At 72.6% G+C, this 23171-nt stretch carries 16 protein-coding genes and 3 pseudogenes; 8 read left to right on the top strand and 11 right to left on the bottom strand.

The annotated features are described in order from the left end of the window. The first annotated feature begins 29 nt into the window (after positions 1 to 29). Positions 30 to 1379 carry a DUF2254 domain-containing protein gene (locus ACFYP4_RS04110; protein WP_358853017.1) on the top strand — a complete coding sequence of 450 codons (1350 nt, stop codon included), beginning with the start codon at positions 30 to 32 and terminating at the stop codon, positions 1377 to 1379. Positions 1380 to 1444: 65 nt separating this feature from the next. Here ACFYP4_RS04110 and ACFYP4_RS04105 read toward each other — a convergent pair whose 3' ends face one another. From ACFYP4_RS04105 to ACFYP4_RS04075, 7 genes and pseudogenes are all read right to left on the bottom strand, one after another. Further along, entirely contained in the window at positions 1445 to 2473 is a 1029-nt protein-coding gene (locus tag ACFYP4_RS04105; RefSeq protein ID WP_358853018.1) for a sugar phosphate isomerase/epimerase family protein, read from the bottom strand. Positions 2474 to 2504: 31 nt separating this feature from the next. Next, positions 2505 to 3746: a Gfo/Idh/MocA family protein gene (locus ACFYP4_RS04100; RefSeq protein WP_388782586.1), complete on the bottom strand. Its 1242-nt coding sequence runs from the start codon at positions 3744 to 3746 to the stop codon at positions 2505 to 2507. Between the two features lie 76 nt (positions 3747 to 3822). Next, positions 3823 to 4872, bottom strand: coding sequence for a substrate-binding domain-containing protein (locus ACFYP4_RS04095; protein ID WP_358853020.1), 1050 nt, complete (start codon positions 4870 to 4872; stop codon positions 3823 to 3825). A gap of 28 nt (positions 4873 to 4900) precedes the next feature. Further along, entirely contained in the window at positions 4901 to 5920 is a 1020-nt protein-coding gene (locus ACFYP4_RS04090; RefSeq protein WP_388782583.1) for an ABC transporter permease, read from the bottom strand. Next, on the bottom strand, positions 5917 to 7455 hold the full coding sequence (locus tag ACFYP4_RS04085; protein WP_388782580.1) for a sugar ABC transporter ATP-binding protein: 1539 nt from the start codon (positions 7453 to 7455) through the stop codon (positions 5917 to 5919). Before ACFYP4_RS04085 ends, ACFYP4_RS04090 begins: the two co-directional genes overlap by 4 nt. A 141-nt stretch (positions 7456 to 7596) precedes the next feature. Beyond that, entirely contained in the window at positions 7597 to 8778 is a 1182-nt protein-coding gene (locus ACFYP4_RS04080) for an ROK family transcriptional regulator (protein ID WP_358853023.1), read from the bottom strand. Positions 8779 to 9061: 283 nt separating this feature from the next. Continuing rightward, a pseudogene (locus ACFYP4_RS04075) lies at positions 9062 to 9292 on the bottom strand (FCD domain-containing protein); the annotation flags it as partial. Here ACFYP4_RS04075 and ACFYP4_RS04070 point away from each other — a divergent pair. Next, a pseudogene (locus ACFYP4_RS04070) lies at positions 9292 to 9436 on the top strand (FCD domain-containing protein); the annotation flags it as partial. The pseudogenes ACFYP4_RS04075 and ACFYP4_RS04070 sit on opposite strands and share 1 nt — an antisense overlap. Before the next feature lie 83 nt (positions 9437 to 9519). On the opposite strand, the gene ACFYP4_RS04065 reads toward ACFYP4_RS04070, so the two are convergent. Further along, positions 9520 to 10458 (bottom strand): beta-ketoacyl-ACP synthase III, encoded by a 939-nt coding sequence (locus ACFYP4_RS04065; protein ID WP_358853024.1) that lies wholly within the window; start codon positions 10456 to 10458, stop codon positions 9520 to 9522. Between the two features lie 431 nt (positions 10459 to 10889). Between ACFYP4_RS04065 and ACFYP4_RS04060 the strand changes: the two genes are divergently transcribed. Beyond that, positions 10890 to 12989 (top strand): SpoIIE family protein phosphatase, encoded by a 2100-nt coding sequence (locus ACFYP4_RS04060; RefSeq protein ID WP_388782575.1) that lies wholly within the window; start codon positions 10890 to 10892, stop codon positions 12987 to 12989. 80 nt (positions 12990 to 13069) lie between these two features. Here ACFYP4_RS04060 and ACFYP4_RS04055 read toward each other — a convergent pair whose 3' ends face one another. Further along, positions 13070 to 13774, bottom strand: coding sequence for a PRC-barrel domain-containing protein (locus tag ACFYP4_RS04055; RefSeq protein WP_388782572.1), 705 nt, complete (start codon positions 13772 to 13774; stop codon positions 13070 to 13072). 246 nt (positions 13775 to 14020) lie between these two features. Here ACFYP4_RS04055 and fdhD point away from each other — a divergent pair, with 246 nt between their 5' ends. Then, the gene (gene fdhD, locus ACFYP4_RS04050; protein ID WP_358853027.1) at positions 14021 to 14869 is read left to right on the top strand and encodes a formate dehydrogenase accessory sulfurtransferase FdhD; all 849 of its coding nucleotides are present in this window, start codon (positions 14021 to 14023) and stop codon (positions 14867 to 14869) included. Between the two features lie 106 nt (positions 14870 to 14975). Here the strand turns inward: fdhD and ACFYP4_RS04045 are convergent. After that, a pseudogene (locus ACFYP4_RS04045) lies at positions 14976 to 15517 on the bottom strand (isochorismatase family protein). A gap of 299 nt (positions 15518 to 15816) precedes the next feature. Here ACFYP4_RS04045 and ACFYP4_RS04040 point away from each other — a divergent pair. Beyond that, positions 15817 to 17694 carry an exo-alpha-sialidase gene (locus ACFYP4_RS04040; RefSeq protein WP_388782569.1) on the top strand — a complete coding sequence of 626 codons (1878 nt, stop codon included), beginning with the start codon at positions 15817 to 15819 and terminating at the stop codon, positions 17692 to 17694. Positions 17695 to 17704: 10 nt separating this feature from the next. Continuing rightward, the gene (locus tag ACFYP4_RS04035; protein ID WP_388782566.1) at positions 17705 to 18940 is read left to right on the top strand and encodes a hypothetical protein; all 1236 of its coding nucleotides are present in this window, start codon (positions 17705 to 17707) and stop codon (positions 18938 to 18940) included. Here ACFYP4_RS04035 and ACFYP4_RS04030 read toward each other — a convergent pair. Further along, on the bottom strand, positions 18834 to 19886 hold the full coding sequence (locus ACFYP4_RS04030; protein WP_388782715.1) for a bile acid:sodium symporter family protein: 1053 nt from the start codon (positions 19884 to 19886) through the stop codon (positions 18834 to 18836). The genes ACFYP4_RS04035 and ACFYP4_RS04030 overlap by 107 nt on opposite strands. A 163-nt stretch (positions 19887 to 20049) precedes the next feature. Here ACFYP4_RS04030 and ACFYP4_RS04025 point away from each other — a divergent pair, with 163 nt between their 5' ends. Then, positions 20050 to 20925: a LysR substrate-binding domain-containing protein gene (locus tag ACFYP4_RS04025; RefSeq protein ID WP_388782563.1), complete on the top strand. Its 876-nt coding sequence runs from the start codon at positions 20050 to 20052 to the stop codon at positions 20923 to 20925. A gap of 314 nt (positions 20926 to 21239) precedes the next feature. Next, the gene (locus ACFYP4_RS04020; protein ID WP_388782560.1) at positions 21240 to 23066 is read left to right on the top strand and encodes an AMP-dependent synthetase/ligase; all 1827 of its coding nucleotides are present in this window, start codon (positions 21240 to 21242) and stop codon (positions 23064 to 23066) included. Positions 23067 to 23171: the final 105 nt, after the last annotated feature.

Raw genomic sequence — 23171 nt, 5'->3', positions numbered from 1 at the left:
CCGGGCGCGGGTGCGCCTACAGTCTCACCATGGGTGACTGGATGACTACCGGGGACGGGCGGAGGGGGCGCCCCCCTCGGGCGCTGTCGCCGCTGCGGGAGCACGTACGGGACACGTTCTGGTTCGCGCCGACCGCGGCGATGCTGCTCGTCCTCGTCGTGTGGGGGGCGGCGTCGGAGCTCGACTCCAGGATCGTCGAGTCGCTGCGGGACTCGCACGACTACGACGCGCTGGCGGAGCTTCTCAAGATCGCCGACGACGCGCGGGTCGTGGTGACCACGGTCAGCTCGGCGATGATGACCTTCATCGGTGTGGTGTTCAGCATCTCGCTCGTCGCGTTGCAGATGGCGAGCGGCCAGTTCAGCCCCCGGATCGTGCGGATCTTCGTACGGAGCCGGATCACCAAGGCCACCTTCGCCGTCTTCCTCGCGACGTTCGTGCTGTCGCTCCTCGTGCTGACCGGCTTCGACGGTGAGCGCGATCCTAGGCTCGTCGTGTCCGTGCCCCTGGTGCAGTCCGTCCTGACCCTGCTCATGGTCGGGCTGAGTCTGCTCCTCTTCGTGATGTACGTGAACGCGATGCTGCGGCTCATGCGGGTCGGCCATGTCATCGACCGGATCACCCGGGAGTCGTTCGGGGTGATCGCGCGCACCACCGTCCTCGCGGGCCGGCGCGAGGGCACGGCGGCGGACGACCAGGCGGAGCTGGGCCCCGAGACCGCGCTGATCACCCACCAGGGGCGCGCCGGGGTGCTGCGGGACGTGCACGTCGCCCATCTGGTCCGGGCCGCGCGGCAGCATGGCGTCGTGCTGCGGCTCATCCCGCGGATCGGTGATTTCGTCGTGCCGGGCACCCCGGTACTGGCCGTGCACGGCGGGCCCGCGCCCGCCCGGGGGTTCCTGCGCCACACCGTCTCCGTCGGGGTCGAGCGCACGTTCCACCAGGATCTCGGGTTCGGGCTGCGGCAGCTGTCCGACATCGCGTTGCGCGCGCTGTCCTCCGCCGTGAACGACCCGACCACCGCCGTGCAGGCGCTGGACCGCATCGTGCAGTTCCTGGCCGCCGTGTCCGGCCTGCGGCTCGACGCCGCACTGCATCGCGACCGGCAGGGGGACGTGCGGCTGGTGCAGCCCGTGCCGGGCTGGCCGGAGCTGGTGGATCTCGGGTTCGCCGAGATCCGGGGGTGCGCCGTCGGCACCCCCCAGGTGACGCGGCGGCTGGTGGCCGGACTCGACGATCTGCTGCGGATCACGCCCCCGGAGCGGCGCGGGCCCCTGCGGCGGCACCGCGAGCTGCTGGAGCGGGCCGTGGAGCGAGCGGTTCCGGAGGCCGCCGACCGGGCCTTCGCGCTCGCACCCGACCGGCAGGGCATCGGATAGCGGCGAGCGCGGCGGGCGGCGCCCGCCGTCACCCCACGGCATCAGCCCGCCATCACCCCGCGGCGTCAGGCGGTAGGCGGGGAGGTTCCCCGGTCGTTGCCGCCGAACGCCGCGTCGAAGGAGGCCGACGGCGGATCGAAGTCGTACGCCTTCAGGCGGGCCAGCGCTTCGGGTGCGCCCTGGAGCCGGTCCATGCCGGCGTCCTCCCACTCGACGGAGACGGGCCCCGTGTAGCCGATGGAGCGCAGCATCCGGAAGACGTCCTCCCAGGGGACGTCGCCGTGGCCCGCGGAGACGAAGTCCCAGCCGCGCCGCGGGTCGCCCCAGGGCAGGTGCGAGCCGAGGCGGCCGTTGCGGCCGTCGAGCCGTTTGCGGGCTTCCTTGCAGTCGACGTGGTAGATGCGGTCGCGGAAGTCGTAGAGGAAGCCGACGGGGTCGAGGTCCTGCCACACGAAGTGGCTCGGGTCGAAGTTGAGACCGAAGGCGGGACGGCGGCCGACGGCTTCCATGGCACGCCGGGTGGTCCAGTAGTCGTAGGCGATCTCGCCGGGGTGGACCTCGTGCGCGAACCGCACGCCCTGGGCGTCGAAGACGTCGAGGACCGGGTTCCAGCGGGTGGCGAAGTCCTCGTAGCCGCGTTCGATCATCGTCTCGGGGGCGGGCGGGAACATGGCGACCAGGTGCCAGATCGCCGAGCCGGTGAAGCCGATGACGGTGTCGACGCCGAGGGCGGCCGCGGCGCGCGCGGTGTCGGCCATCTCGGCGGCGGCCCGGCGGCGTACGCCCTCGGCTTCACCGTCGCCCCAGATGCGGGCGGGCAGGATGGCCCGGTGGCGTTCGTCGATGATGGCGTCGCAGACGGCCTGGCCGACCAGGTGGTTGGAGATCGCCCGGCAGGTGAGGCCGTACTTGTCGAGAAGCCGGTGGCGCGACTCGACGTACGCGGGGTCGGCGAGCGCCTTGTCGACCTCGAAATGGTCCCCCCAGCAGGCGAGTTCGAGTCCGTCGTAGCCGAAGTCGCGGGCGAGCCCGCAGACCTCCTCGAGCGGCAGGTCGGCCCACTGACCGGTGAAGAGTGTGAAGGTGCGGGGCATGCTCTGGTGCCTCCTCGGGCCGGGTGGGGCCTCAGGCCGGGACGGGTGTGTAGACGGAGTTCTTCGCGGCGCTCTCCTCGACGGCGGCCAGTACGCGCTGCACCTGGAGCCCGTCGGCGAAGGACGGCAGGGGCGGCCGGTCGGCGGCGATCGCCAGCACGAGGTCGCGGGCCTGGTGGGTGAAGGTGTGCTCGTAGCCGAGGCCGTGACCGGGCGGCCACCAGGCGTCCAGGTAGGGGTGGCCGGGTTCGGTGACAAGGATGCGGCGGAAGCCCGCGTAGGCGCCCGGTTCGGTGTGGTCGTGGTAGGAGAGTTCGTTGAGGCGTTCCAGGTCGAAGGCCAGCGACCCGCGCTCGCCGTTGAGTTCGATCCGCAGCGCGTTCTTGCGGCCGGTCGCGAACCGGGTGGCCTCGAAGGAGGCGAGGGCGCCGGAGGCGAAGCGTCCGGTGAAGAGGGCGGCGTCGTCGACGGTGACCGTTCCTAGCGCGGCCGGCGGGTCGTCGGCGCCGTCGTCCGGCACTCCGGCCGCCGACAGACCGCTGGACGCGCCGACGGGCAGCGGCCGCTCCCGTACGAACGTCTCGGTGAGGGCGGACACCCCCGTGACGGGCTCCCCCGCCAGGAACTGCGCGAGGTCGACTATGTGCGCGCCGAGGTCGCCGAGGGCGCCGGAACCGGCCAGCTCCCTGCGCAGTCGCCAGGTCAGGGGGAACTCCCGGTCCACCAACCAGTCCTGACAGTACGTCACCCGCACGTGCCGCAGGGCTCCGAGACGTCCTTCGGCGACCATGGACCGGGCGAGCGAGGTGGCGGGCACCCGCCGGTAGTTGAAGCCGACCATCGACATCTGGCCGCGCCGGGCGGCGTCCTCGGCGGCCCGGGTCATCGCCTCCGCCTCCGCGACCGAGTTCGCCAGAGGTTTCTCGCACAGCACGTGCTTGCCCGCGGCCAGTGCTGCGAGGGCGATCTCGGCGTGGCTGTCGCCGGGTGTGCAGATGTCGACGAGGTCGACGTCGTCGCGGGCGATGAGGGCTCGCCAGTCGGTCTCGGCCGCCGCCCAGCCGTGCCGGTCGGCCATCGCCCGCACGGCCTGCCCGTCCCGGCCGCAGACGGCGGCGAGCACCGGGCGGAGCGGCAGGTCGAAGACGTGGCCGACGGTGCGCCAGCCCTGGGAGTGGGCGGCGCCCATGAACGCGTAGCCGATCAGGCCCACGCCCAGGGGCGGCTTCCCCGCCTCGGCCCCGGCTTCCTCGCGCTGGTGCGGCTGTCCCATGCCGATGTCCTCCTCTTCTTGGTGGCGCGGTGGGAGTCGGGCCCGGCGCGGCGGACCGGCGCCGGGCGGGGTCCCGTCACTTGAAGCCGGTGGGCATGTAGCGGTCGACGTTCTCCTTGTCGACGACGGCCGAGTAGAGCGTGAGCGAGGCCGGGATCTCGAACTCGGCGAGACCGCTGACCCCCTTGCTCTGGCCGAGGGCGCGGGCGAGGTCGATCGCGGACGCGGCCATGGTCGGCGGGTAGAGGACGGTGGCCTTGAGGACGCTGTCGCCGGCCTCGATGGCCTGGAAGGCGGAGAGCGCGCCGGCGCCGCCGACCATCAGGAAGTCGTCGCGTCCGGCCTGCTCGATGGCTCGCAGCGCGCCCACGCCCTGGTCGTCGTCGTGGTTCCACAGGGCGTCGAACCTGGGTTGTGCCTGGAGGAGTTGGGCCATCTTGGACTGCCCGGACTCGACGGTGAACTCGGCGGCCTGGCGGGCCACCTTCCGGATGTTCGGGTAGTTCTTGAGGGCGGCGTCGAAGCCGTCGGTGCGCTGTTTGGTGAGTTCCAGGTTGTCCAGACCGGCGAGTTCGACGACGCGGGCGTTCTTCGTGTCCTTGAGCTTCTCGCCGATGTAGTGGCCGGCGCTGAGGCCCATGCCGTAGTTGTCGCCGCCGATCCAGCAGCGGTACGCCTGCGCGGAGTTGAAGATCCGGTCCAGGTTGACGACCGGGATGCCCGCGCGCATGGCCTTCAGGCCGACCTGTGTGAGGGCCTTGCCGTCGGCCGGCAGCACCACCAGGACGTCGACCTTCTTGTTGATCAGCGTCTCGATCTGGCCGATCTGCGCGGCCGTATCGTTGGAGCCCTCGGTGATCTCCAGGGTGACGTCCTGGTACTTCTTCGCGCGGTTCTTCGCGTTGTCGTTGATCGCGTTGAGCCAGCCGTGGTCGGCCTGCGGTCCGGCGAAGCCGATGGTGACCTGCTTGCCCGGCTTGTCGTCGGCGGCCGGCCGGTCGTTCGCGGCGGGCTTGTCGTCCTTGGACTCGTTGCTGGTGCAGCCGGTGAGGAAGGCTCCGGCCGAGACTGCGGCGGTCCCGAAGAGCAGTCCTCTGCGGCTCGTGCGGCTCGTGCGTTCTGGCATGGCGGTGGGCCCTTCCGTACGGTGCGGCTCAGGTGGTGTACGCGGTGCGGCGCTGGACGAGCACGGCGGCGACGATGATCGCGCCCTTGGCGATCTGCTGGACGTCGGTCTGCAGGTTGTTGAGCGCGAAGATGTTGGTGATCGTCGTGAAGATCAGGACGCCGAGCACCGAGCCGGTGATGGTGCCGCGGCCGCCGCTGAGCAGCGTGCCGCCGATGATCGCGGCTGCGATGGCGTCGAGTTCGTACAGGTTGCCGTTGGTGTTCTGGCCCGAGCCGGACAGGACGATCAGCAGGAACGCGGCGATGCCGCAGCACAGTCCGGAGAGCAGGTACAGGTACAGGCGCTGCCGCCGTACGTCGATGCCCGCGAGCCGTGCCGCCTCGGCGTTGCCGCCGACGGCGAGCGTGCGGCGCCCGAACGTGGTGCGGTTGAGGAGCAGCCAGCCGACGACGGTGACGACGGCGAAGACGAGGACGAGCGGTGGAACGCCCAGCACGTACGCGTCGCGTTCGCCGAGTCTCAGCACGCCGTCCACGGTGACGATCTGCGTCCTGCCGTCGGTGAGCTGGAGGGCGAGACCGCGGGCGGAGGCCAGCATGGCGAGCGTGGCGATGAACGGGACCAGCGCCCCGTAGGCGATGAGGAGGCCGTTGACCAGGCCGCAGCCGGCTCCGACGATCACCGCGGTGAAGAGGATGCCGGCGAAGCCGTACTCCTGGGTGGCGACCGTCGTCGCCCACACCGAGGCGAGCGCGACGATCGCGCCGACCGACAGGTCGATGCCGCCGGAGGTGATGACGAGGGTCATGCCGACCGTGACGACACCGATCACCGAGGCCTGCGTGAGGACGAGTTGGAGGTTGCGGGTGTCGAGGAACTCGTCGGGCCTGGTGATGCCTCCGATGACGATCAGCGCGGCGAGGACCCCGAGGAGCGAGAGGGTGCGCAGGTCGACCCTGGCCGTGAACGTCCGCCACGGCGGGTGTTCCTCGGCCGGCGCCGCTGTGCGGGTGTCCCCCCTGGGCGGGGATACGGGCTGCGTCATGACACCGGGCTCCCTTCACCGGCCACCGGCCCGCCTTCCATGACGAGGTCCAGGACACGGTGTTCGTCGAGTTCGCGGGCGGGTGCCGTGTGGACGACCCGGCCTTCGCGCAGTACGAGTACACGGTCGGCGAGCCCGAGCACCTCGGGCACTTCGCTGGAGACCAGCAGGACGGCGAGGCCCTCGTCGGCGAGCCGGCGGACGACCGCGTACAGCTCGGCGCGCGCTCCGACGTCGACGCCGCGGGTGGGCTCGTCGAGCAGCAGCACCCGGCAGCCGTGCAGCAGCCAGCGCGCGAGGACGGCCTTCTGCTGGTTGCCGCCGGAGAGGGTACGCACCGGCACGGAGGGGTTGTCGGGGCGCAGCGACAACTCCCGGGTGGCGGCGCGTGCCGCGCCGAGTTCCGCCCGCCGGTCGACCCAGCCTCCGCGGGAGAAGCGGGACATGGAGGAGACGGACACGTTGCGGGTGACGGACTCCAGCATCAGCAGGGCCTGGGCCTTGCGTTCCTCGGGGGCGAGCCCGAGTCCGGCGCGGACGGCGGCGCGTACGCTGCCGGGCCGCAAGGGGCGTCCGTCCACGAGGACGCGGCCGGCGCTCGGCTTCCGCGCTCCGTAGACGGTCTCCAGGATCTCGGTGCGGCCGGACCCGACGAGTCCCGCGAGGCCGACGATCTCGCCGGGGCGCAGCTCCAGGTCGAGCGGCGCGAACTCGCCGTCCCTGGCGAGGCCTTGGACGGTCAGTACCGGGTCTCCCGACGGTTGCCGCGCGGGCCGGTCCGGGAAGACGTACTCGACGTCGCGTCCCGTCATCAGCGCCACCACCTCGCGCGTCGGCGTGGACTTCGCGGGGAGTCCGACCGCGACCGCGCGTCCGTCCTTGAGCACGGTCACGCGGTCCCCGACCCGGCGGATCTCCTCCAGACGGTGGGAGATGTGGACGACGGCGACTCCGTCAGCGGTGAGGTCGCCGACGATGCGGAAGAGGTTGTCCACCTCGTCGGGGTCGAGGGCGGCGGACGGTTCGTCCATGACGATGAGGCGTACGTCGTGGGAGAGTGCCCGGGCCATGGAGACGATCTGCTGCTGGGCCGCCGACAGGTCACCGACCAGCCGTGCGGGGTCGATCTCCGGATGCCCGAGACGGCGCAGCAGTGCGGTGGTCGAGTCCCGGGCCGCCTTGCCTCGTACGACGAATCCGGCGGCCGTGGGTTCGTGCCCGAGGTGGACGTTCTCGGCCACCGACAGGCCTTCCACCAGATCGAGTTCCTGGTAGATGGTGGCGATGCCCAGACGCATGGCGGCGATCGGCGACCGGAGCACGACCCTTTCGCCGCGCCAGCCGATCGTGCCGCCGTCGGGCTGGTGCGCGCCGGCCAGGATCTTGATGAGGGTGGACTTGCCGGCCCCGTTCTGGCCCAGCAGGCAGTGCACTTCGCCGGCCTGGACTTCGAGGTCGACGCCGTCCAGGGCGCGGACTCCGGGGAACGACTTGGTGATGCCGGACATGGTGAGCAGCGGTGGTTCTGGTGCCATGACGTTCCCCTAGGCGGGCGTGCGGGCCGGTTGCAGGGCAGGGCGCTTGCGCCGAAGTCGGTTTCGGGGCAGGCGTGTTCAGGGCAGGGCGAAGCAGCGGGGCGTGCGGGTGAGGTGTTCCGGGGCCTCGCGGCCCCGGGTCTACGCGGGTGAGAAGAGGTGGTCGCTGATGAGCCGGGCCGCGCCGATCACTCCGGCGGTGGGTCCCAACTCGCCCAGCACGATGGGGAGGTTGCCGGTCGCCAGGGGCAGCGACTGGCGGTAGACCTGGGTGCGGATCGCGGCGAGCAGGGTGTGGCCGAGGCCGGTCACTCCGCCGCCGATCACCACCAGACCCGGGTTGAAGAAGCTGACCAGGGTGGCGAGGACCTGGCCGGTCCGGTTGCCGCCCTCACGGATGAGGTCGAGGGACGTCGCGTCGCCCGCGGCGGCCGCCGCGGCGACGTCGACGGCGCTGAGCGCGCCCGCAGCGTCCAGTCGCGCCGCGAGCTCGTGCGACAGTCCCTGCCGCGCCGCCTCCGTCGCGTCGCGGGCGAGCGCGGCGCCGCTGAAGTGGGCCTCCAGGCAGCCGCGGTTCCCGCACGCGCACGGGCGGCCGTCGGGGACGGCCTGGATGTGCCCGATGTCCCCCGCGCTGCCCGTGGTACCGCGGTACACCTCGCCGCCGACGACGATCCCGCAGCCGATGCCGGTACCGATCTTGACGCAGAGGAAGTCGCCCACGGAGCGTGCGACGCCCGCGTGCTGTTCCCCCATGGCCATCAGGTTCACGTCGTTGTCGACCATGACCGGGCAGCCGAGGTCCTGGCTGAGCGCCTCGCGGACCGGGAAGCCGTCCCAGCCGGGCATGATCGGCGGGGCGACGGGGACGCCCTCGGGGAAGCGGACCGGCCCCGGCACTCCGATGCCGGCGCCGTCGAAGCCCTCCGCGAGTCCGGACGTCCTCAACTTGGCCGCCATGGCGAGGACTTGCTCGAAGACCGCGACGGGGCCCTCGCGTACGTCCATGGGCTGGTTGATGTGTCCGAGGACCTCCAGCTCGGCGTTGGTGACGGCCACGTCGATCGAGGTCGCCCCGATGTCGACACCGAGGAAGCGCAGTGCGGGTGCGAGCCGGATGTTGTGGGAGCGGCGGCCGCCGCGGGACGCCGCGAGTCCGTCGGCGACCACGAGCCCGGTCTCCAGGAGCCGTTCCACCTCGACGGCCAGCTTCGACCGGGAGAGGTCGATCTGGTCGCCCAGCTGCGCACGGGAGTTGGGGCCGCCGTCCCGCAGCAGGCGCAGCAGCCGCGCCTGGTGCGCGTTCGCGGGTCGAGCCGTCATGCGTCTCACATGCCCCTCCCCGCCTCAACCGGCCCTGTCCGTCGGGCTTTCGAGGTGAACGTAGCAGCGGGTGCCGGGAGTGGGAAGAAGTCATGCACGAATTGCCACAGACTTTCGCCACTCACAGGACAAAGATGTGCGGGGCGCTGCGGTTCGGCGGCTACCTCGGGCCTGTCGACCGGGGGCCGGCTGTGACCGGCGGTTCGTCCTGACGGGCCCACCTGGACCGGGGCGCGGACCCCGCCCGGGCCCACCTGGACCGGGGCGCGGACCCCGCGGTCCACCGCTCGCGCTCGTGGTACGTCCTGCGCGTGTGTCCCGCGTGGGCGCGGGACACCGTCGCGGCGCGCTGTTCGTCGTGGTCCGCGATCGCGGCGATCAGCTCGCGGTGCTCCCGCCGGGACTGGTGACCGCGCTGCCGGGCGACCGGGGTGCAGTACCAGCGGACGCGCCGCTCGACCCGCGCGGCGAGTTCCGCGAGGACCGTGTTGCCGGCGAGTTCCGTCACCGTGGCTTCTGGAGGCCGAGGCGGCCCGGCTCGCCGCCACGGCGGCGGGCGCCGCGGGCATCGCCGATCGAGGAGCTGTGCGCGGAGGGCGAGCGGGCGGTCGCCGCGGACGACATGGACGCCGCCGTCGCCCTGAACGCCCGCTTCCACACCTACGGCCTTCGGCGCACCGTCGCCGGAAGAGACGGGGGCGCGTTCGTCACACCGCTCCGACGAAGGCTTCCCCGGGGCCCTCACGGGCAGCGGACGACCTGCCCCGCGTACGAGAGGTTCCCGCCGAAGCCGAACAGCAGCACGGGGTCACCCGTGGAGATCTCCCCGCGTTCCACGAGCTTGGAGAAGGCGAGCGGGATGCTGGCCGCCGAGGTGTTCCCGGAGTGGACGACGTCACGGGCGACCACCGCGTTCACCGCACCGATCTTCGCGGCCAGCGGCTCGATGATCCGCAGGTTCGCCTGGTGCAGGACGACCGCGGCGAGGTCCTCCGGGGTGAGCCCGGCGCGTTCGACGGCCCGGCGGGCGATCGCCGGGAGCTTGGTGGTCGCCCACCGGTACACGCTCTGCCCCTCCTGGGCGAACCGCGCCGGCGTGCCCTCGATGCGGACGGCGTGCCCCATCTCCGGGACCGACCCCCACAGCACCGGGCCGACGCCGGGGTCGTCGGACGCTTCGAGCACGACGGCCCCCGCCCCGTCGCCGACCAGGACGGACGTCGTGCGGTCGGTCCAGTCCGTCACCTCGGACATCTTGTCGGCGCCGATGACCAGGGCCCGGGTGGCCGCCCCGGCCCGCACCGAGTGGTCGGCGGTGGCCAGGGCGTGCGTGAACCCGGCGCAGACGACGTTGAGGTCCAGCACCGCCGGGGACGGGATGCCGAGGCGGGCGGCGACCCGCGCGGCCATGTTCGGGGAGCGGTCGATGGCCGTGGAGGTGGCGACGAGCACCAGGTCGATGTCGGCGGGGGTGAGACCCGCCGCGGCGAGCGCCTTGGCGGCGGCGTGGCCGGCCAGCTCGTCGACCGGCTCGTCGGGCCCGGCGATGTGGCGGGTGCGGATGCCGACGCGGCTCCTGATCCACTCGTCGCTCGTGTCGACCAGGCCTGCCAGGTCCTCGTTGGTGAGAACCCGGGCGGGCTGGTAGTGACCGACGGCGGTGATCCGTGAGCCGTTCATGGGTGGTCCCCCTCGTTGCCTTGGGTAGCGGGATCCACCAGTCTGATCAGTGACTCACGGGTACGACGGCAGGTGATGCCACAGGAATGGGGCGCCAGGCTTGTCGGCTTCTGTCAGGCCGCCGGACGGCCGGACCCCTTACACACGCAGGCCCGGCCCTCACCCGGTGAACGGCGCCCGGCCCTCGGTACGAGCTCGTGGAGACCGTGGCGGAGCGGTGCTCACGCCCGGATCCCGGCCCGGGGCGACGATCCGCCGGCGGTCAGGCGCACTGCTCGCCGCGAGCGGCGGCCGCACAGTCGAAGTGCGGTCGCGACCGGCCTTCCCCGGCGGGGTGCCGGGGCGGCGGGCCGTCGCGCGTTCGGTGCGGTGGTGGGTGACCATGAGGAAGGGGCGAAGGGTTGCCGTCCACCCCGCTGGAGTGATGCACCGTGCCTGACGAGCTCCCCTCCGTGGCCGAAGTCCTGGCCCGGGAACCGGCCGTCCTGGTGCTGGATGCCAGGGGAGCGGTCCTCACCTGCACACCCCCCGCTCTGCGGCTGTTCGAGGGATCCGTCGACGAGATCCGCGGCATGGAGATCTCGGCCCTCTTCGACGATCCATCCGTGTGGGCCGAGCTCGTCGGCGGCGCTCTGGGCGGGATCATGCTGAGCGCGCGGGCCGGCCTGCACACCGTCCGCGGTGCTCCTTTCGCGGCGGTGGCGGCGGTGTCGGTGCTCGCGGAGGGAGCGGAGGGCCGTTTCCTCATGCGGCTGATCCGGGCGGAGTCCCCGGACTCCGGGCCGCAGACGGTACGACGTCCGGTGCCCACCGCGGAACAGGTGCTGGCCACGGATCCACGCGCACTCGAACGGCTGGAGCTGCTCCATGACGCGGCGACCCGCATCGGCGGCTCCCTGGACATCACCCGCAATGCCGAGCAGTTGCTGGACGTCCTCGTCCCGGCCTTCGCCGACCTGGGGGCGGTGGACCTGACCGAGAGCGTGTTGCTCGGCGAGGAGCCCCTGTCCTTCCCTGCCGGCACGCCGATGCGACGGATCGCGGCGGCGGCGGCCGGTGGACGCTGGCCTCCGGAGAGCCACGCTGTCGGCGCGAATTTCCGGATCGGCCCCGAAGAAGCCGAGCACCTGCGCAAGGGCACCCCGGGCGTGCTGCCGGATCTGCGCCTGGCCCGGGCGGCGCTCAAGGACGACGCGGAAAGAACGGCGCTGATGCTGCCCCCGGGTGCCACGTCGCTCATGGTGCTGCCGCTCCTGGTCCGGGGAGGGGTACTGGGGGCGGTGGGACTCTGGCGAACCGGGGAACGGGGCCCCTTCGACCCGGCGGACGTGACTCTCGCGGACGAGATCGGCACCCGGGCCTCGCTGAGCCTCGACAACGCTCGGCGCTACAGCCTCGAACGCCGCACCGCGGAAGCACTGCAGCGGGGTCTGCTGCCACGGCCGGTGGTGGAGGTCGAGGCTGCGAAGACGTTCGGTGCCCACCTGCCCGCGCGTGCGGTGACGGGTGTCGGCGGCAGCTGGTACGACGTCATCGCCCTGTCCTCGAGCCGGGTGGGCTTCGTCGTGGGCAATGCGGGCGGGCAGGGGATGAACGCCACGGCGGCGATGGGCCGGCTGCGGGCGGCGGTGCAGACCCTGACGGACCTTGATCTCAGTCCCGACGAATTGCTGTCCCACCTGAACGACCTGGTGATCCGGTTCGCCGAGGACGAGGAGCACCGAGAGGTCGTCCCTGTCGGCAGCGTGCACGGCGCGACGTGCCTGTACGCCGTGTACGACCCGGTCACCTGCCAGTGCGTACTGGCCAGTGCGGGGCATCCGGGGCCGGTGCTGGCCGCGCGAGGCGGAGCCGGGGCCGACCAGGTGCCTCTGCGTCCGGGGCTGCCCCTGGGCAAGGGGGCGGAGCCCTTCGAGACCACCGAGCTGCAACTGGGCTCCGGTGACGTGCTGTCCTTCTACACCGGCGCGCCGGCGCGCGATCCGTTCCACACCCGGCGCGGGCTGGCTCTGGTGCGGGAGGGCACGCGTGAGGGCACCGAAGGCGGCCGCCCGGTCACCGAGATCGGGGGCCGCATCCTGGAGGAACTCCTCCAGGAGCCCCTGGACGACGACCTGGCACTCCTGGTGGCCCGGGTGCGCCGGCTCCCCGAAGACGCCACCGCCACCTGGGAGCTGGCCGCGGACCCCAGCGCGGTCGCCGGCGTGCGCCGCCGGGTCGCCGACCAGCTGGCTTCCTGGGGGCTGGAACATCTCGTGTTCACCACGGAGCTGATCGTCAGCGAGCTGGTCACCAACGCCATCCGCTACGGCGGCGCCCCGGTGGGCCTGCGGCTGATCCGGGATCACCGGCTGATCTGCGAGGTCTCCGATCCCAGCCAGACGCAGCCGCACCTGCGACGGGCCCGGTGGACGGACGAAGGCGGCCGTGGTCTGTTCCTGGTGGCGCAACTGACCCATCGCTGGGGCAGCCGGTACACCGTCGCGGGCAAGACCATCTGGACCGAACAGCTGCTGGAAGAGGTGCCCTGACCTGGCCCGGCCGGCCGGCGCGGGGCGGGCGCTCCAGGAGTGTCACGGAGCCGGGAGGCTCCCCCGTCGGGTGGGTGGCTTCACGGCGTATCGGAACGGCGCTGCTGTTCGTCGGGGGCGGTGTACTGGCGCAGCCTGGCTCGGCCGGCTTCTCCGCGTCCGGTGCCGCGCACCGGCTCGTCGACGCCCGGCGACGCCTCCCCACGGCTGTCGGAGTCGGCGGAGACGGTGCCCTCCTCGTGCTCATTGCCGCTGCGGGCGATGCCCGACGCGGTGGTGTTGTCGTAATCGCTCTGCGAGGTGGCGAGGTCCGGGCGCTCCTCGCCGCTCCGGGCGATGCCGGAAGCGGTCGTGTCCTCGTAGCGGCTCTCCGGGGTGCCGGTCGCGGCGGTGTCGGGAGACTCCGTGGCTCCGGCGCGAGCCCAGCCGCCTTCACCTGCCGGGCCGGTCTGCTGCCAGGCGGCGTCCCAGGCAATGCCGTAGTACTCGTACAGCTGGTGTTCCTCCGGTACGGACAGGTGACCACCCGCGCCGACGTCGACATGGGGCGCGTCCTTGACCATGTCCTTGGGATACGGCACTTCCAGGTGCCCCGCGACCATCGAGGCGTCCTGGACGGGCACGAAGGACTCGCTGGTGCCGAACAGGCCCGTCTTGACGCTCACCCACTCCGGCCGACCGGTCGCATCGTCGAGGAAGATGTGCTTGGCGTCGCCGATCTTGTTGCCCTCGACGTCGTGGACCGGATGATCCAGCACCGCCGGGATCTGCTCTCGCGTGATCATCTCCGCCCTCCACTTCACTGTGCGGTTACCGGTTACCTATCCGGCATAACGTCATAAAAAACTCTAAGTGCACCGGATCGTCCCGCGCCCCGCGAGCGCGGCCGAGCGGGCCGCCGGGGCGTCCGCCCGTGCCCGACAATGAGACGGTGAAGTCACCTGTCCGTACGACGACCGGTGACCGCGGCTACTCCGCAGCAAGGGCCGTTCCCGGCCGCCAGCACGTACAGAACCGGGGCTGATCAGGACATGGGACGAGTCACGGAACGACGCAAGGTGATCCGTATCCGGGACGGGGCCGTCAGCACCCGCCCCGACACGCTCGTCGCCGAGGAGCCCCTGGAGATCCGGCTCAACGGCAAGCCGCTCGCCATCACCATGCGCACCCCCGGCGACGACTTCGCGCTGGCGGCCGGGTTCCTCGTCAGCGAGGGGGTGCTGGGCGCCGCCGACGAGCTCCAGAGCATCGTCTACTGCGCCGGCGCGACCGTGGACGGCTCGAACACGTACAACGTCGTCGACGTGCGGACCGCTCCCGGCGTGGCGATCCCGGACATCACACTGGAACGCAACGTGTACACGACGTCCTCGTGCGGTCTGTGCGGCAAGGCGAGCCTGGACGCGGTGCGTACGACGGCCCGCTGGACGATCGACGACATTCCCCCGGTGCGGCTGACGCCCGAGCTGCTCGCGGGCCTCCCCGACCGGCTCCGCGAGGCGCAGCGGGTCTTCGACCGGACCGGGGGCCTGCACGCGGCGGCGCTGTTCGACGAGAGCGGCGAACTCCTCGACGTCCGGGAGGACGTGGGCCGGCACAACGCCGTCGACAAGCTGGTGGGACGGGCCCTTCAGGACGGCTCGCTGCCGCTGTCCCGCTCCGTACTGCTGGTCTCCGGCCGGGCCTCCTTCGAACTGGCGCAGAAGGCGGTGATGGCCGGCATCCCCGTACTGGCGGCGGTCTCGGCGCCCTCGTCCCTGGCGGTGGACCTCGCCGCCGAGACGGGACTGACGCTGGTGGGATTCCTGCGCGGCGCCTCCATGAACGTGTACGCGGGCGAGCACCGTATCGCCCTGCGGGCCGCGGCCGCCCAGGGCTGACCGGCGCCCCCGCGACCCGGCGGCGGTCCCCCGGCCGGCGGGGAACGCCCCCCGCGCCGCAGGGGCCCGCCTCCGCCCGCCCGCCGGCCTGGCGGGGAACGCGGGCTCAGCGTGCGGTGAAATGCACCTCGGAGGAGTGCACGACCGTGCCCAGGCGCGGGAAGTCCAAGGTGACCGAGGCCGCGTGCTCGGGGCCCGTGAGAGCGGCCATGGCGTCCTCGACGAAGACCAGGTCGTAGCCGAGGTCACCGGCCGCACGGGCCGTGGACTCGACCCCGAGGTTGGTGGCGACGCCGCCGAACACCACGGTGCTGACGCCGCGCTCGCGCAGCCGCTCGTCCAGTCCCGTGCCCTGGAATCCGCCGATCGTCCGCTTCACGATCTCGATGTCTCCGTCGACGGCGAGCCCGGTGACCAGACCGCTGCCGGGCGGTGCTCGGGAACGCCCGGCCGTTCGACCCGGACGAGCACGACCGGCGCGCCGACGGCCCGGAAGGCGTCGGCCACCCGCCGGGCCGCGGAGAGGACTTCGGGGCCCTTGCGGGGCTCCAGGGGCAGGCCGACGATCCGGTCCATCAGGTCGACGAGCACCAGCGCGGTGCGTGCGGGGTCGAGGGCGAGCCGGGGCTCGGCTTCAGGTGCGGTCATGACGGAACGTTAGCCCGCCCCCGCGGTCCGTACCGGAAATCGGGATCGACGGGCGCGTGAACTGATCCCGTTCGGCGGCGGCCGTCCGGGCGTGGTCCACGGCGCTCCCGCTCCGCGGTGCCGGGTGCGCCGCCCGGCCCCGGGGGGCCGCGAATCGGTCGCGGCGCGGCCCCACGCCGCGCCGATCGCCCGCCGCACGGTCCTTGTGGGGCGTACGAGCGCCCAAGTAGCGTCGATGCCGCGAACGTTGGACGTGGGATGTCCAGATTGTCCAGACGCCTGAAGGGCAGGGCCGCACCATGCCGTCAAGTCTCCGCGCACGTCTGAGATCCACCCTGACAGCCGTCCTCACAGCCGCCGCGCTGCTGGCGTTACCGGCTCCCGCCGGGGCCGAACCGCTCCCCCCGGCACATGAGTTCGAGCAGCAGGTCCTCTTCAGGGCCTCCCAGGATCCCGGCTACGCCTGCTTCCGCATCCCGGCCGTCGTGCGGACGACCGAGGGCACCCTGCTGGCCTTCGCCGAGGGGCGGGTCCTCAACTGCGGCGACGCGGCCGACATAGACATCGTGGTCAAGCGCTCCACGGACGGCGGACGCACCTGGGGCCCGCTGCGCGTGGTCAACGACGGCGGCGGCGACACGCACGGCAACCCGGCCCCCGTCGTGGACCGCGAGAGCGGACGCATCCTCCTGGCGGAGACGTACAACACGGGCCGCACCGACAGCGGGAGCTGTTCCGTGCCCTGCGACCGGACCCCGCACCTCCAGTACAGCGACGACGACGGCCTCACCTGGTCGCAGCCGCGTGACCTGAGCGACGAGATCCTGCCCGCCGACTGGAACTCCTGGTACGCCACCGGACCCGTGCACGGCATCCAGCTCTCCCGGGGCAGGCACGCCGGGCGCCTGGTGTTCACCGTCAACACCGAGACGTGGAACGGCGGCCGGGTCACCGCCAACCACGCCGCGCTGATCACCAGCGACGACGGCGGCGACCACTGGGACATCGGCGCGAGGGACTCGTGGCCGGTCGCGGGCGACGGCACCTTCCGCCAGAAGCCCTCGGAGATGACGCTCACCGAGCGGGCCGACGGATCCCTCCTCGTCAGCGGGCGCGAACAGGACGGCACCGACCTCGGCCACCGCACCCAGACCGTCAGCCGGGACGGCGGCGACAGCTTCGTGACACCCTTCCGCGACCTCCCGGACCTCTACACCCCGCAGGTCCAGGGCTCCGTGCTGCGCGTCGGCGACCGGCTGCTGCTGGCCTGCCCCGGCGACCCGGACCGCCGGCGCACGATGATGATCCGCTCCTCGTACGACGGCGGACGCACCTGGGAGAGCGTGGACCGCGGCACGGTCGTCACCACCGACTGGTCCGGGTACTCCGACCTGGTGCGCGTCGGCCGCGACGGCGTGGGGCTGCTGTACGAGGGCGGAGCGGTCGACGCCCGCGACGAGATCCGCTTCGCGCGTTTCACCACGGACTGGCTGACCCCGCGCCGCGGCCCCGACCCCACGACGGCCGACCGCGCCCCGCACGCGAGGCGGGCCCTGGTCCTCGGCGGCGCGCGGACGACGACCGGCGCGTTCGGCGGGGCGCTCGCGTTCGACGGCGCCGACGACGCCGTACGCCTGCCCCACCAGGACCGGCTGCCCCTCGGGACGAAGGACTTCACGGCGTCCCTCTGGTTCCGTTACACGGCCACGACCGGTGAGCAGCCGCTGCTGTGGATGGGCGGGATCGGCACCTCGCAGCCGCAGGTGTGGCTGCGCGGCGAACCGGCGTCCCACCGGATCATCGGCCTGATCACCGCCCGGAACGGCGCGGCACCGCCGGCCTCCGCCTCGGTGCGGACCACGGACGCCTACAACGACGGCGGGTGGCACCACGTCGCGCTGCGCCGCGGTGGCGGGCGGCTCACGCTCACCGTGGACGGCGCGTCGCTCGGCACGGCGGACGTCCCGGGATCGGTGAGCCGCAACTCGCCGTTCGGAGTCCACGTAGGGCAACGGACGGACGGCCGCGCCCACTTCACCGGTGCGATCGACGAGGTCAGGGTCTACGACCGGGCGTTGAGCGACGAGGAGCTGGCCGCCGTGCGCGCGGGCAAGCCGGCTGTGACCCGGGACACCGTCGTACGGCTGCCCATGGACCGGGTGAGCGGCGGCCACTAACGTCCCGTCCGTGTCCGACGACGCACGAGCACGACGGCGCAGGGGAACCGGCCTCGGTGTCCTGCTGGCCCTCGTCTGCGCGGCCGTGCTGCTGACCGCCCTCCCGGACCGCGACCGGGAGGGCGGCGGGGCATGCACGGCACGCGCGGTCACGTCCTGGCAGGCCGACCGGGGACTGACGGACGAGTTCGCCCGGTACGGGAACGACCCGGTGCGCACCGACGACTGGACGGGCGGTGACGGAACCCATTCGCTGCGGCTGCCGGACGGCCGGGTGCTGTGGCTGTTCTCGGACACCTATCTCGGCCCGGTGCACGGACCGCCCAATCCCGTCGGCGAGTCCTCCAGCTGGCGCGACGCCTCGGCGCCGATGGTGCGCAACTCGGCCGTGGTGATGGCCGCGTCGGGCCGGTTGCGGCGCACGCTGCCCGCCCCGCTGTTCCCCGACCCCGGGGCGGGACAGTGGCGCTGGCCGGTGGCGGCCCGGGTCGAGCCCCGCTCCCCCGGCTCGGCGGAGCGCGTCGTGCGGGTCCTGCTGTGGACCCGTACGGCGGGCCGGGCCCCGTGGATCTACGGGGTGCCCACCGCCACCGAGGTCGCCACGCTCTCGCTGCCCGGCCTGCGGCTCGAGGGCGTCCGGACGGTCCTGGACCAGCGCGGCCTCGCGGACGCCGCCCGGCGCGTGCTGTTCGGGACCTCGACGCTGGACGCCGGTGACTGGACGTACGTCTTCGGCGGCAACGACGCTCAGGCCGCCGGGCGCCGGGTCTCGACGGCGTACGTCGCCCGCGTACCGCGCGGCGGGCTGGGCGAACCGGGGGCCTGGGAGTACTGGGACGGCTCGCGGTGGGCGGCGCGGGCCCGCCCGGCGCCGGTGCTCGGGGACGGGACGCGCAGGGGCGTGGGCAGCGCGTTCACGGTGGTGCGCGACGGCGGCACGTACGTCCTGTTCACGATGGCCGCCGGCACACGGGGCCTGACGACTCTCACGTCGTACTGGGCGTGCTCGCCGACGGGACCCTGGCACGGGCCCCTGCGCGGCCTCAGCCCGTCGCTGCCCGCGGGCGACGTGGCCGCGTACAACCCGCAGGCGCATCCGGCACTGAGCGGCGGCGGCCGGCTGGTCCTCAGCTACGACGTCAACTGGCTGGACGCGACGGGGGCTTCGGCGCAGGCGAACCTGAGCCGGAACGTGTCCCTGTACCGGCCGCGATTCGTGACGCTGCGGCTGGGACCGCCTCCGTGACCGCCTCGGGGTCGCGGGAGCGGCGCTTGGCGATCACCGCGCAGACCATGAGCTGCATCTGGTGGAAGAGCATCAGCGGCAGTACGGCGAGAGAGGCGTGCGCCCCGAAGAGGACGCTCGCCATGGGCAGTCCCGAGGCGAGGGACTTCTTGGAACCGGCGAACTGGATCGCGATCCGGTCCTCGCGGCTGAAGCGCAGCGCCCTCGCTCCGTACCAGGTGAGCGCCAGCATCAGGGCGAGCAGGACGGCCTCGACGACCAGGAGTCCGGCGAGCCGGACGGCGCTGACCCGGTGCCAGACGCCCTGGACCATGCCCTCGCTGAACGCGGTGTAGACGACGAGGAGGATCGAGGCGCGGTCGACGTACCCGAGAACCTTCTTGTGACGCGTGACGAACCCGCCGATCCAGCGGCGCAGCAGCTGTCCGGCGAGGAACGGGACGAGCAGCTGGAGCACGATCGCGACGAGGGAGTCCGCGGAGAACCCGCCGCCGCCACTGCCGAGCAGCGCCGCCGCGAGCAGCGGGGTGACCACGATGCCCGCGAGCGAGGAGAAGGAGCCCGCGCAGATGGCGGCGGGCACGTTGCCGCGCGCGATGGACGTGAAGGCGATCGACGACTGGACGGTCGACGGGACGAGGGTGAGGAAGAGGAGGCCCTGGTACAGGGGGTCGGTCAGCAGCACCGGGACGAGGCCGCGGGCGGCCGTGCCGAACAGCGGGAACACGACGAAGGTGCAGACCAGCACGGTGACGTGCAGGCGCCAGTGGCGCAGGCCGTCCATCGCCTCGCGGGTGGACAGCCGCGCCCCGTAGAGGAAGAAGAGGAAGGCGATCGCGGCGGTGGACGCACCCGACGCCACGTCGGCCGCCGTACCCCGCGCCGGGAACAGGGCCGCGAGCCCCACCGTCCCGAGCAGCATGAGGAGGTACGGGTCGATCGGCATCCAGCTCGGCCACTGCAGGCGTTTCACGGTGCTCCACTGCTTCGTTCGGTGCGTCGTCCGTCCTGGTCGGGGCGTGCCCTCTCCATCGTCCTCCCCCGGTAAGTGATCGGGAATCCGTCATACCACTCTGACTGTGATCGCGTCCTGCGATAACGTGGGGGCCGTGTACGACCCCTCCCAGCTGCGTACCTTCCTGGCCGTGGCGCAGACGCTGAGTTTCACCCGGGCCGCCCGGCGGCTCGGGCTGCGGCAGTCGACCGTGAGCCAGCACGTGCGCCGTCTGGAGGACGCCGCGGGACGCCGTCTCTTCTCGCGGGACACCCACTCGGTGGAGCTGACGGAGGACGGCGAGGCGATGCTGGGCTTCGCGCGGCGGATCCTGGAGGTGCACGAGCAGGCGTCCGCGTTCTTCACGGGGACGCGGCTGCGCGGGCGGCTGCGGTTCGGGGCCTCGGAGGACTTCGTGCTGACCCGGCTGCCGGAGATCCTCGAGGGCTTCCGGCACGACCATCCCGAGGTCGACCTGGAACTGACGGTGGAGCTGTCGGGGACCCTGCACGAGCGGCTGGCGGCGGGGAAGCTCGACCTGGTGCTGGCGAAGTGCCGGCCCGAGGACCCACGCGGCGAGCTGGTCTGGCACGACGAGCTGGTCTGGATCGGCGCGGAGCGGCTGCGGCTGCGGCTGGAACCCGACCGGCCGGTCCCGCTCATCGTGTACCCGCCGCCCGGCATCACGCGCGCCCTCGCCCTGGAGGCGCTGGAACGCCAGGGCCGCCCCTGGCGCGTCGTCTGCACGAGCGGCAGCCTGAGCGGCCTCATCGCGGCGGCCCGCGCGGGCCTCGGCGTGATGGCCCACTCCCGGGGGCTGGTCCCGCCCGGCCTGGTCCCGATGTCCGAGCGGGCGGGACTTCCGGAGCTGGGCGCGGTCGACTTCGTCGTCGTCCACGGACGGCGCCGCCCCGCGGCCCAGGACGCGGCGGACGCACTGGCGGCGGCGATCCTGGGGGGCGGCGACCGGCTGCACCGGGGACGCGGGTAACGCCGGCGCGGCCCGCGCCGGTCGCGCCGGCGCAGCGGCCGACCCGTGGCATTCGGAGGGGCAGGAGCCGGGGATTCCGCCTCGGTGACGCCAGGCGCCCGGCACCCGGAGGGGGGTCGTACAGATTCCGTGGAGATTACGGCACCGAAACTTACCGAACCGTAAGTAATCTGTCCGGCCCTTCCCCATGTGCGCGCATTTCCCCGAACCGGCCGGGGCGGACGCCGCGCCGCCCGGTGCCTTCGCCCCCTCCCGTCCGATCCGTCCGTGAGGTAGCTTTCACGGCGCTGTGCCGAGCGCCACAAGGAGCGGGTTTGCGCGAGTTCACCAACCCTCCGACGGCGTCGCCGCCGCCGGTGGGCGGACTGGCCGACGTCGTGTTCGACCATGCCCTGGAGGACCCGCTGCGCGTCGCCCTCGGCCGCAAGGACGACCAGGGGCAGTGGCGTGACGTGACCGCCGCCGAGTTCCGCGACGAGGTGCTCGCCCTGTCCAAGGGGCTCCTCGCCCAAGGCGTCCGGTTCGGCGACCGGGTCGCGATCATGTGCCGCACCCGGTACGAGTGGACCCTCTTCGACTACGCGCTGTGGACGATCGGCGCCCAGGTGGTGCCCGTCTACCCGACGTCGTCCGCCGAGCAGGTCTTCTGGATGCTGCACGACGCGCAGGTCGCGGCCGTCATGGTCGAGCACGAGGACCACGCGATGACGATCGCCACCGTCGTCGACCGGCTGCCGCGACTGCACAAGCTGTGGCAGCTCGACGCGGGCGCGGTGCAGGAGCTGTACGAGGCGGGGGCGCACCTCGACGACGAGGTGGTGCACCGGCACCGGCGCGCGGTCACCCCCGACTCGGTCGCCACGATCATCTACACCTCCGGCACCACCGGGCGCCCCAAGGGCTGCGTGCTCACGCACGCCAACTTCATGTTCGAGACGGACGCCGTCATCGAGCGCTGGGAGCCGGTCTTCCACTCCCGGCGCGGGGACGAGGCGGCCACGCTGCTCTTCCTGCCGCTCGCGCACGTCTTCGGGCGGATGGTGCAGGTCGCCGCGATCCGAGGCCGGGTCCGGTTCGGCCACCAGCCGCAGCTCAACGCGGCGGCCCTGCTGCCCGACCTGGCCGCCTTCCGGCCGACCTTCTTCCTCGCCGTGCCGTACATCTTCGAGAAGGTCTTCAACGCGGCCCGCCGCAAGGCGGAGAAGGAAGGCAGAGCCGGGGCCTTCGAGAAGGCCGTCGACGTCGCCGTGCGCTACGCCGACGCGATCGAGGACAAGGCCTGGGGCGTGGGCCCCGGCCCGTCGGCCGCCCTGCGCATGCAGCACCAGGTCTTCGACAAGCTCGTCTACGCCAAGGTGCGCGCGGCGATGGGCGGCCGGGTGAAGCACGCGATGTCGGGCGGCTCGGGCATGGACCGCCGGCTCGGTCTGTTCTTCGCGGGCGCCGGGGTCACCATCTACGAGGGGTACGGCCTCACCGAGTCCACGGCCGCGGCGACCGCGAACCCGCCCGAGCGCACCCGGTTCGGCACCGTCGGCCAGGCCATTCCGGGCACCACCGTGCACATCGCGGACGACGGGGAGATCTGGCTGCACGGCGGCAACGTCTTCCAGGGCTACCTGAACGACACCAAGGCCACGGACGCCGCGCTGCACGACGGCTGGCTGGCCACCGGCGACCTCGGCTCACTCGACGAGGACGGCTATCTCACGATCACCGGCCGCAAGAAGGAGATCCTGGTGACCTCCGGCGGCAAGAGCGTCTCGCCGGGCGTCCTGGAGGAGCGGGTGCGCGACCATCCGCTGGTCGCGCAGTGCGTCGTCGTAGGCAACGACCGGCCGTACATCGCCGCCCTCGTCACCCTCGACTCGGAGGCCGTCGACCACTGGCTCCAGATGCGCGGCAAACAGCGGATGACCCCGTCCGAGCTGGTCCGCGACGCCGACCTGGAGGCCGAGGTGCGGCGCGCGGTGGTCGCCGCGAACACGCTGGTCTCGCAGACCGAGTCGATCCGCACGTTCCGGATCCTGGCCCATCAGTTCACCGAGGAACACGGACTGCTCACGCCTTCGCTGAAGCTGAAGCGCAAGGCGATCGAGAAGGCGTACGCCGCCGAGGTCGAGGCCCTGTACCGCGCCTGAGGGCCGTCGGCCGGCCATCGTCCGGCCGGCCCACCGTCCGGCCGGCCCATCGTCCGGCGGGTTTCCGGCTCGTCCCGGAGGCCGGGGGAGACATCGCGGCCGTCG

This window comes from Streptomyces sp. NPDC005551 (genome assembly GCF_042871785.1).
Classification (GTDB): Bacteria; Actinomycetota; Actinomycetes; order Streptomycetales; family Streptomycetaceae; genus Streptomyces.
Note: the sequence above shows the minus strand (reverse complement) of the source record. Positions and strands in the feature narration are given on the sequence as shown.

What these genes read in the sequence shown, in the direction of transcription:
- ACFYP4_RS04110 (WP_358853017.1), top strand. Translation starts at nt 30, where the DNA reads ATGGGTGACTGGATGACTACCGGGGACGGGCGGAGGGGGCGCCCCCCT.
- ACFYP4_RS04105 (WP_358853018.1), bottom strand. Translation starts at nt 2,473, where the DNA reads ATGCCCCGCACCTTCACACTCTTCACCGGTCAGTGGGCCGACCTGCCG.
- ACFYP4_RS04100 (WP_388782586.1), bottom strand. Translation starts at nt 3,746, where the DNA reads ATGGGACAGCCGCACCAGCGCGAGGAAGCCGGGGCCGAGGCGGGGAAG.
- ACFYP4_RS04095 (WP_358853020.1), bottom strand. Translation starts at nt 4,872, where the DNA reads ATGCCAGAACGCACGAGCCGCACGAGCCGCAGAGGACTGCTCTTCGGG.
- ACFYP4_RS04090 (WP_388782583.1), bottom strand. Translation starts at nt 5,920, where the DNA reads ATGACGCAGCCCGTATCCCCGCCCAGGGGGGACACCCGCACAGCGGCG.
- ACFYP4_RS04085 (WP_388782580.1), bottom strand. Translation starts at nt 7,455, where the DNA reads ATGGCACCAGAACCACCGCTGCTCACCATGTCCGGCATCACCAAGTCG.
- ACFYP4_RS04080 (WP_358853023.1), bottom strand. Translation starts at nt 8,778, where the DNA reads ATGACGGCTCGACCCGCGAACGCGCACCAGGCGCGGCTGCTGCGCCTG.
- ACFYP4_RS04065 (WP_358853024.1), bottom strand. Translation starts at nt 10,458, where the DNA reads ATGAACGGCTCACGGATCACCGCCGTCGGTCACTACCAGCCCGCCCGG.
- ACFYP4_RS04055 (WP_388782572.1), bottom strand. Translation starts at nt 13,774, where the DNA reads ATGATCACGCGAGAGCAGATCCCGGCGGTGCTGGATCATCCGGTCCAC.
- fdhD (WP_358853027.1), top strand. Translation starts at nt 14,021, where the DNA reads ATGGGACGAGTCACGGAACGACGCAAGGTGATCCGTATCCGGGACGGG.
- ACFYP4_RS04040 (WP_388782569.1), top strand. Translation starts at nt 15,817, where the DNA reads ATGCCGTCAAGTCTCCGCGCACGTCTGAGATCCACCCTGACAGCCGTC.
- ACFYP4_RS04030 (WP_388782715.1), bottom strand. Translation starts at nt 19,886, where the DNA reads ATGCCGATCGACCCGTACCTCCTCATGCTGCTCGGGACGGTGGGGCTC.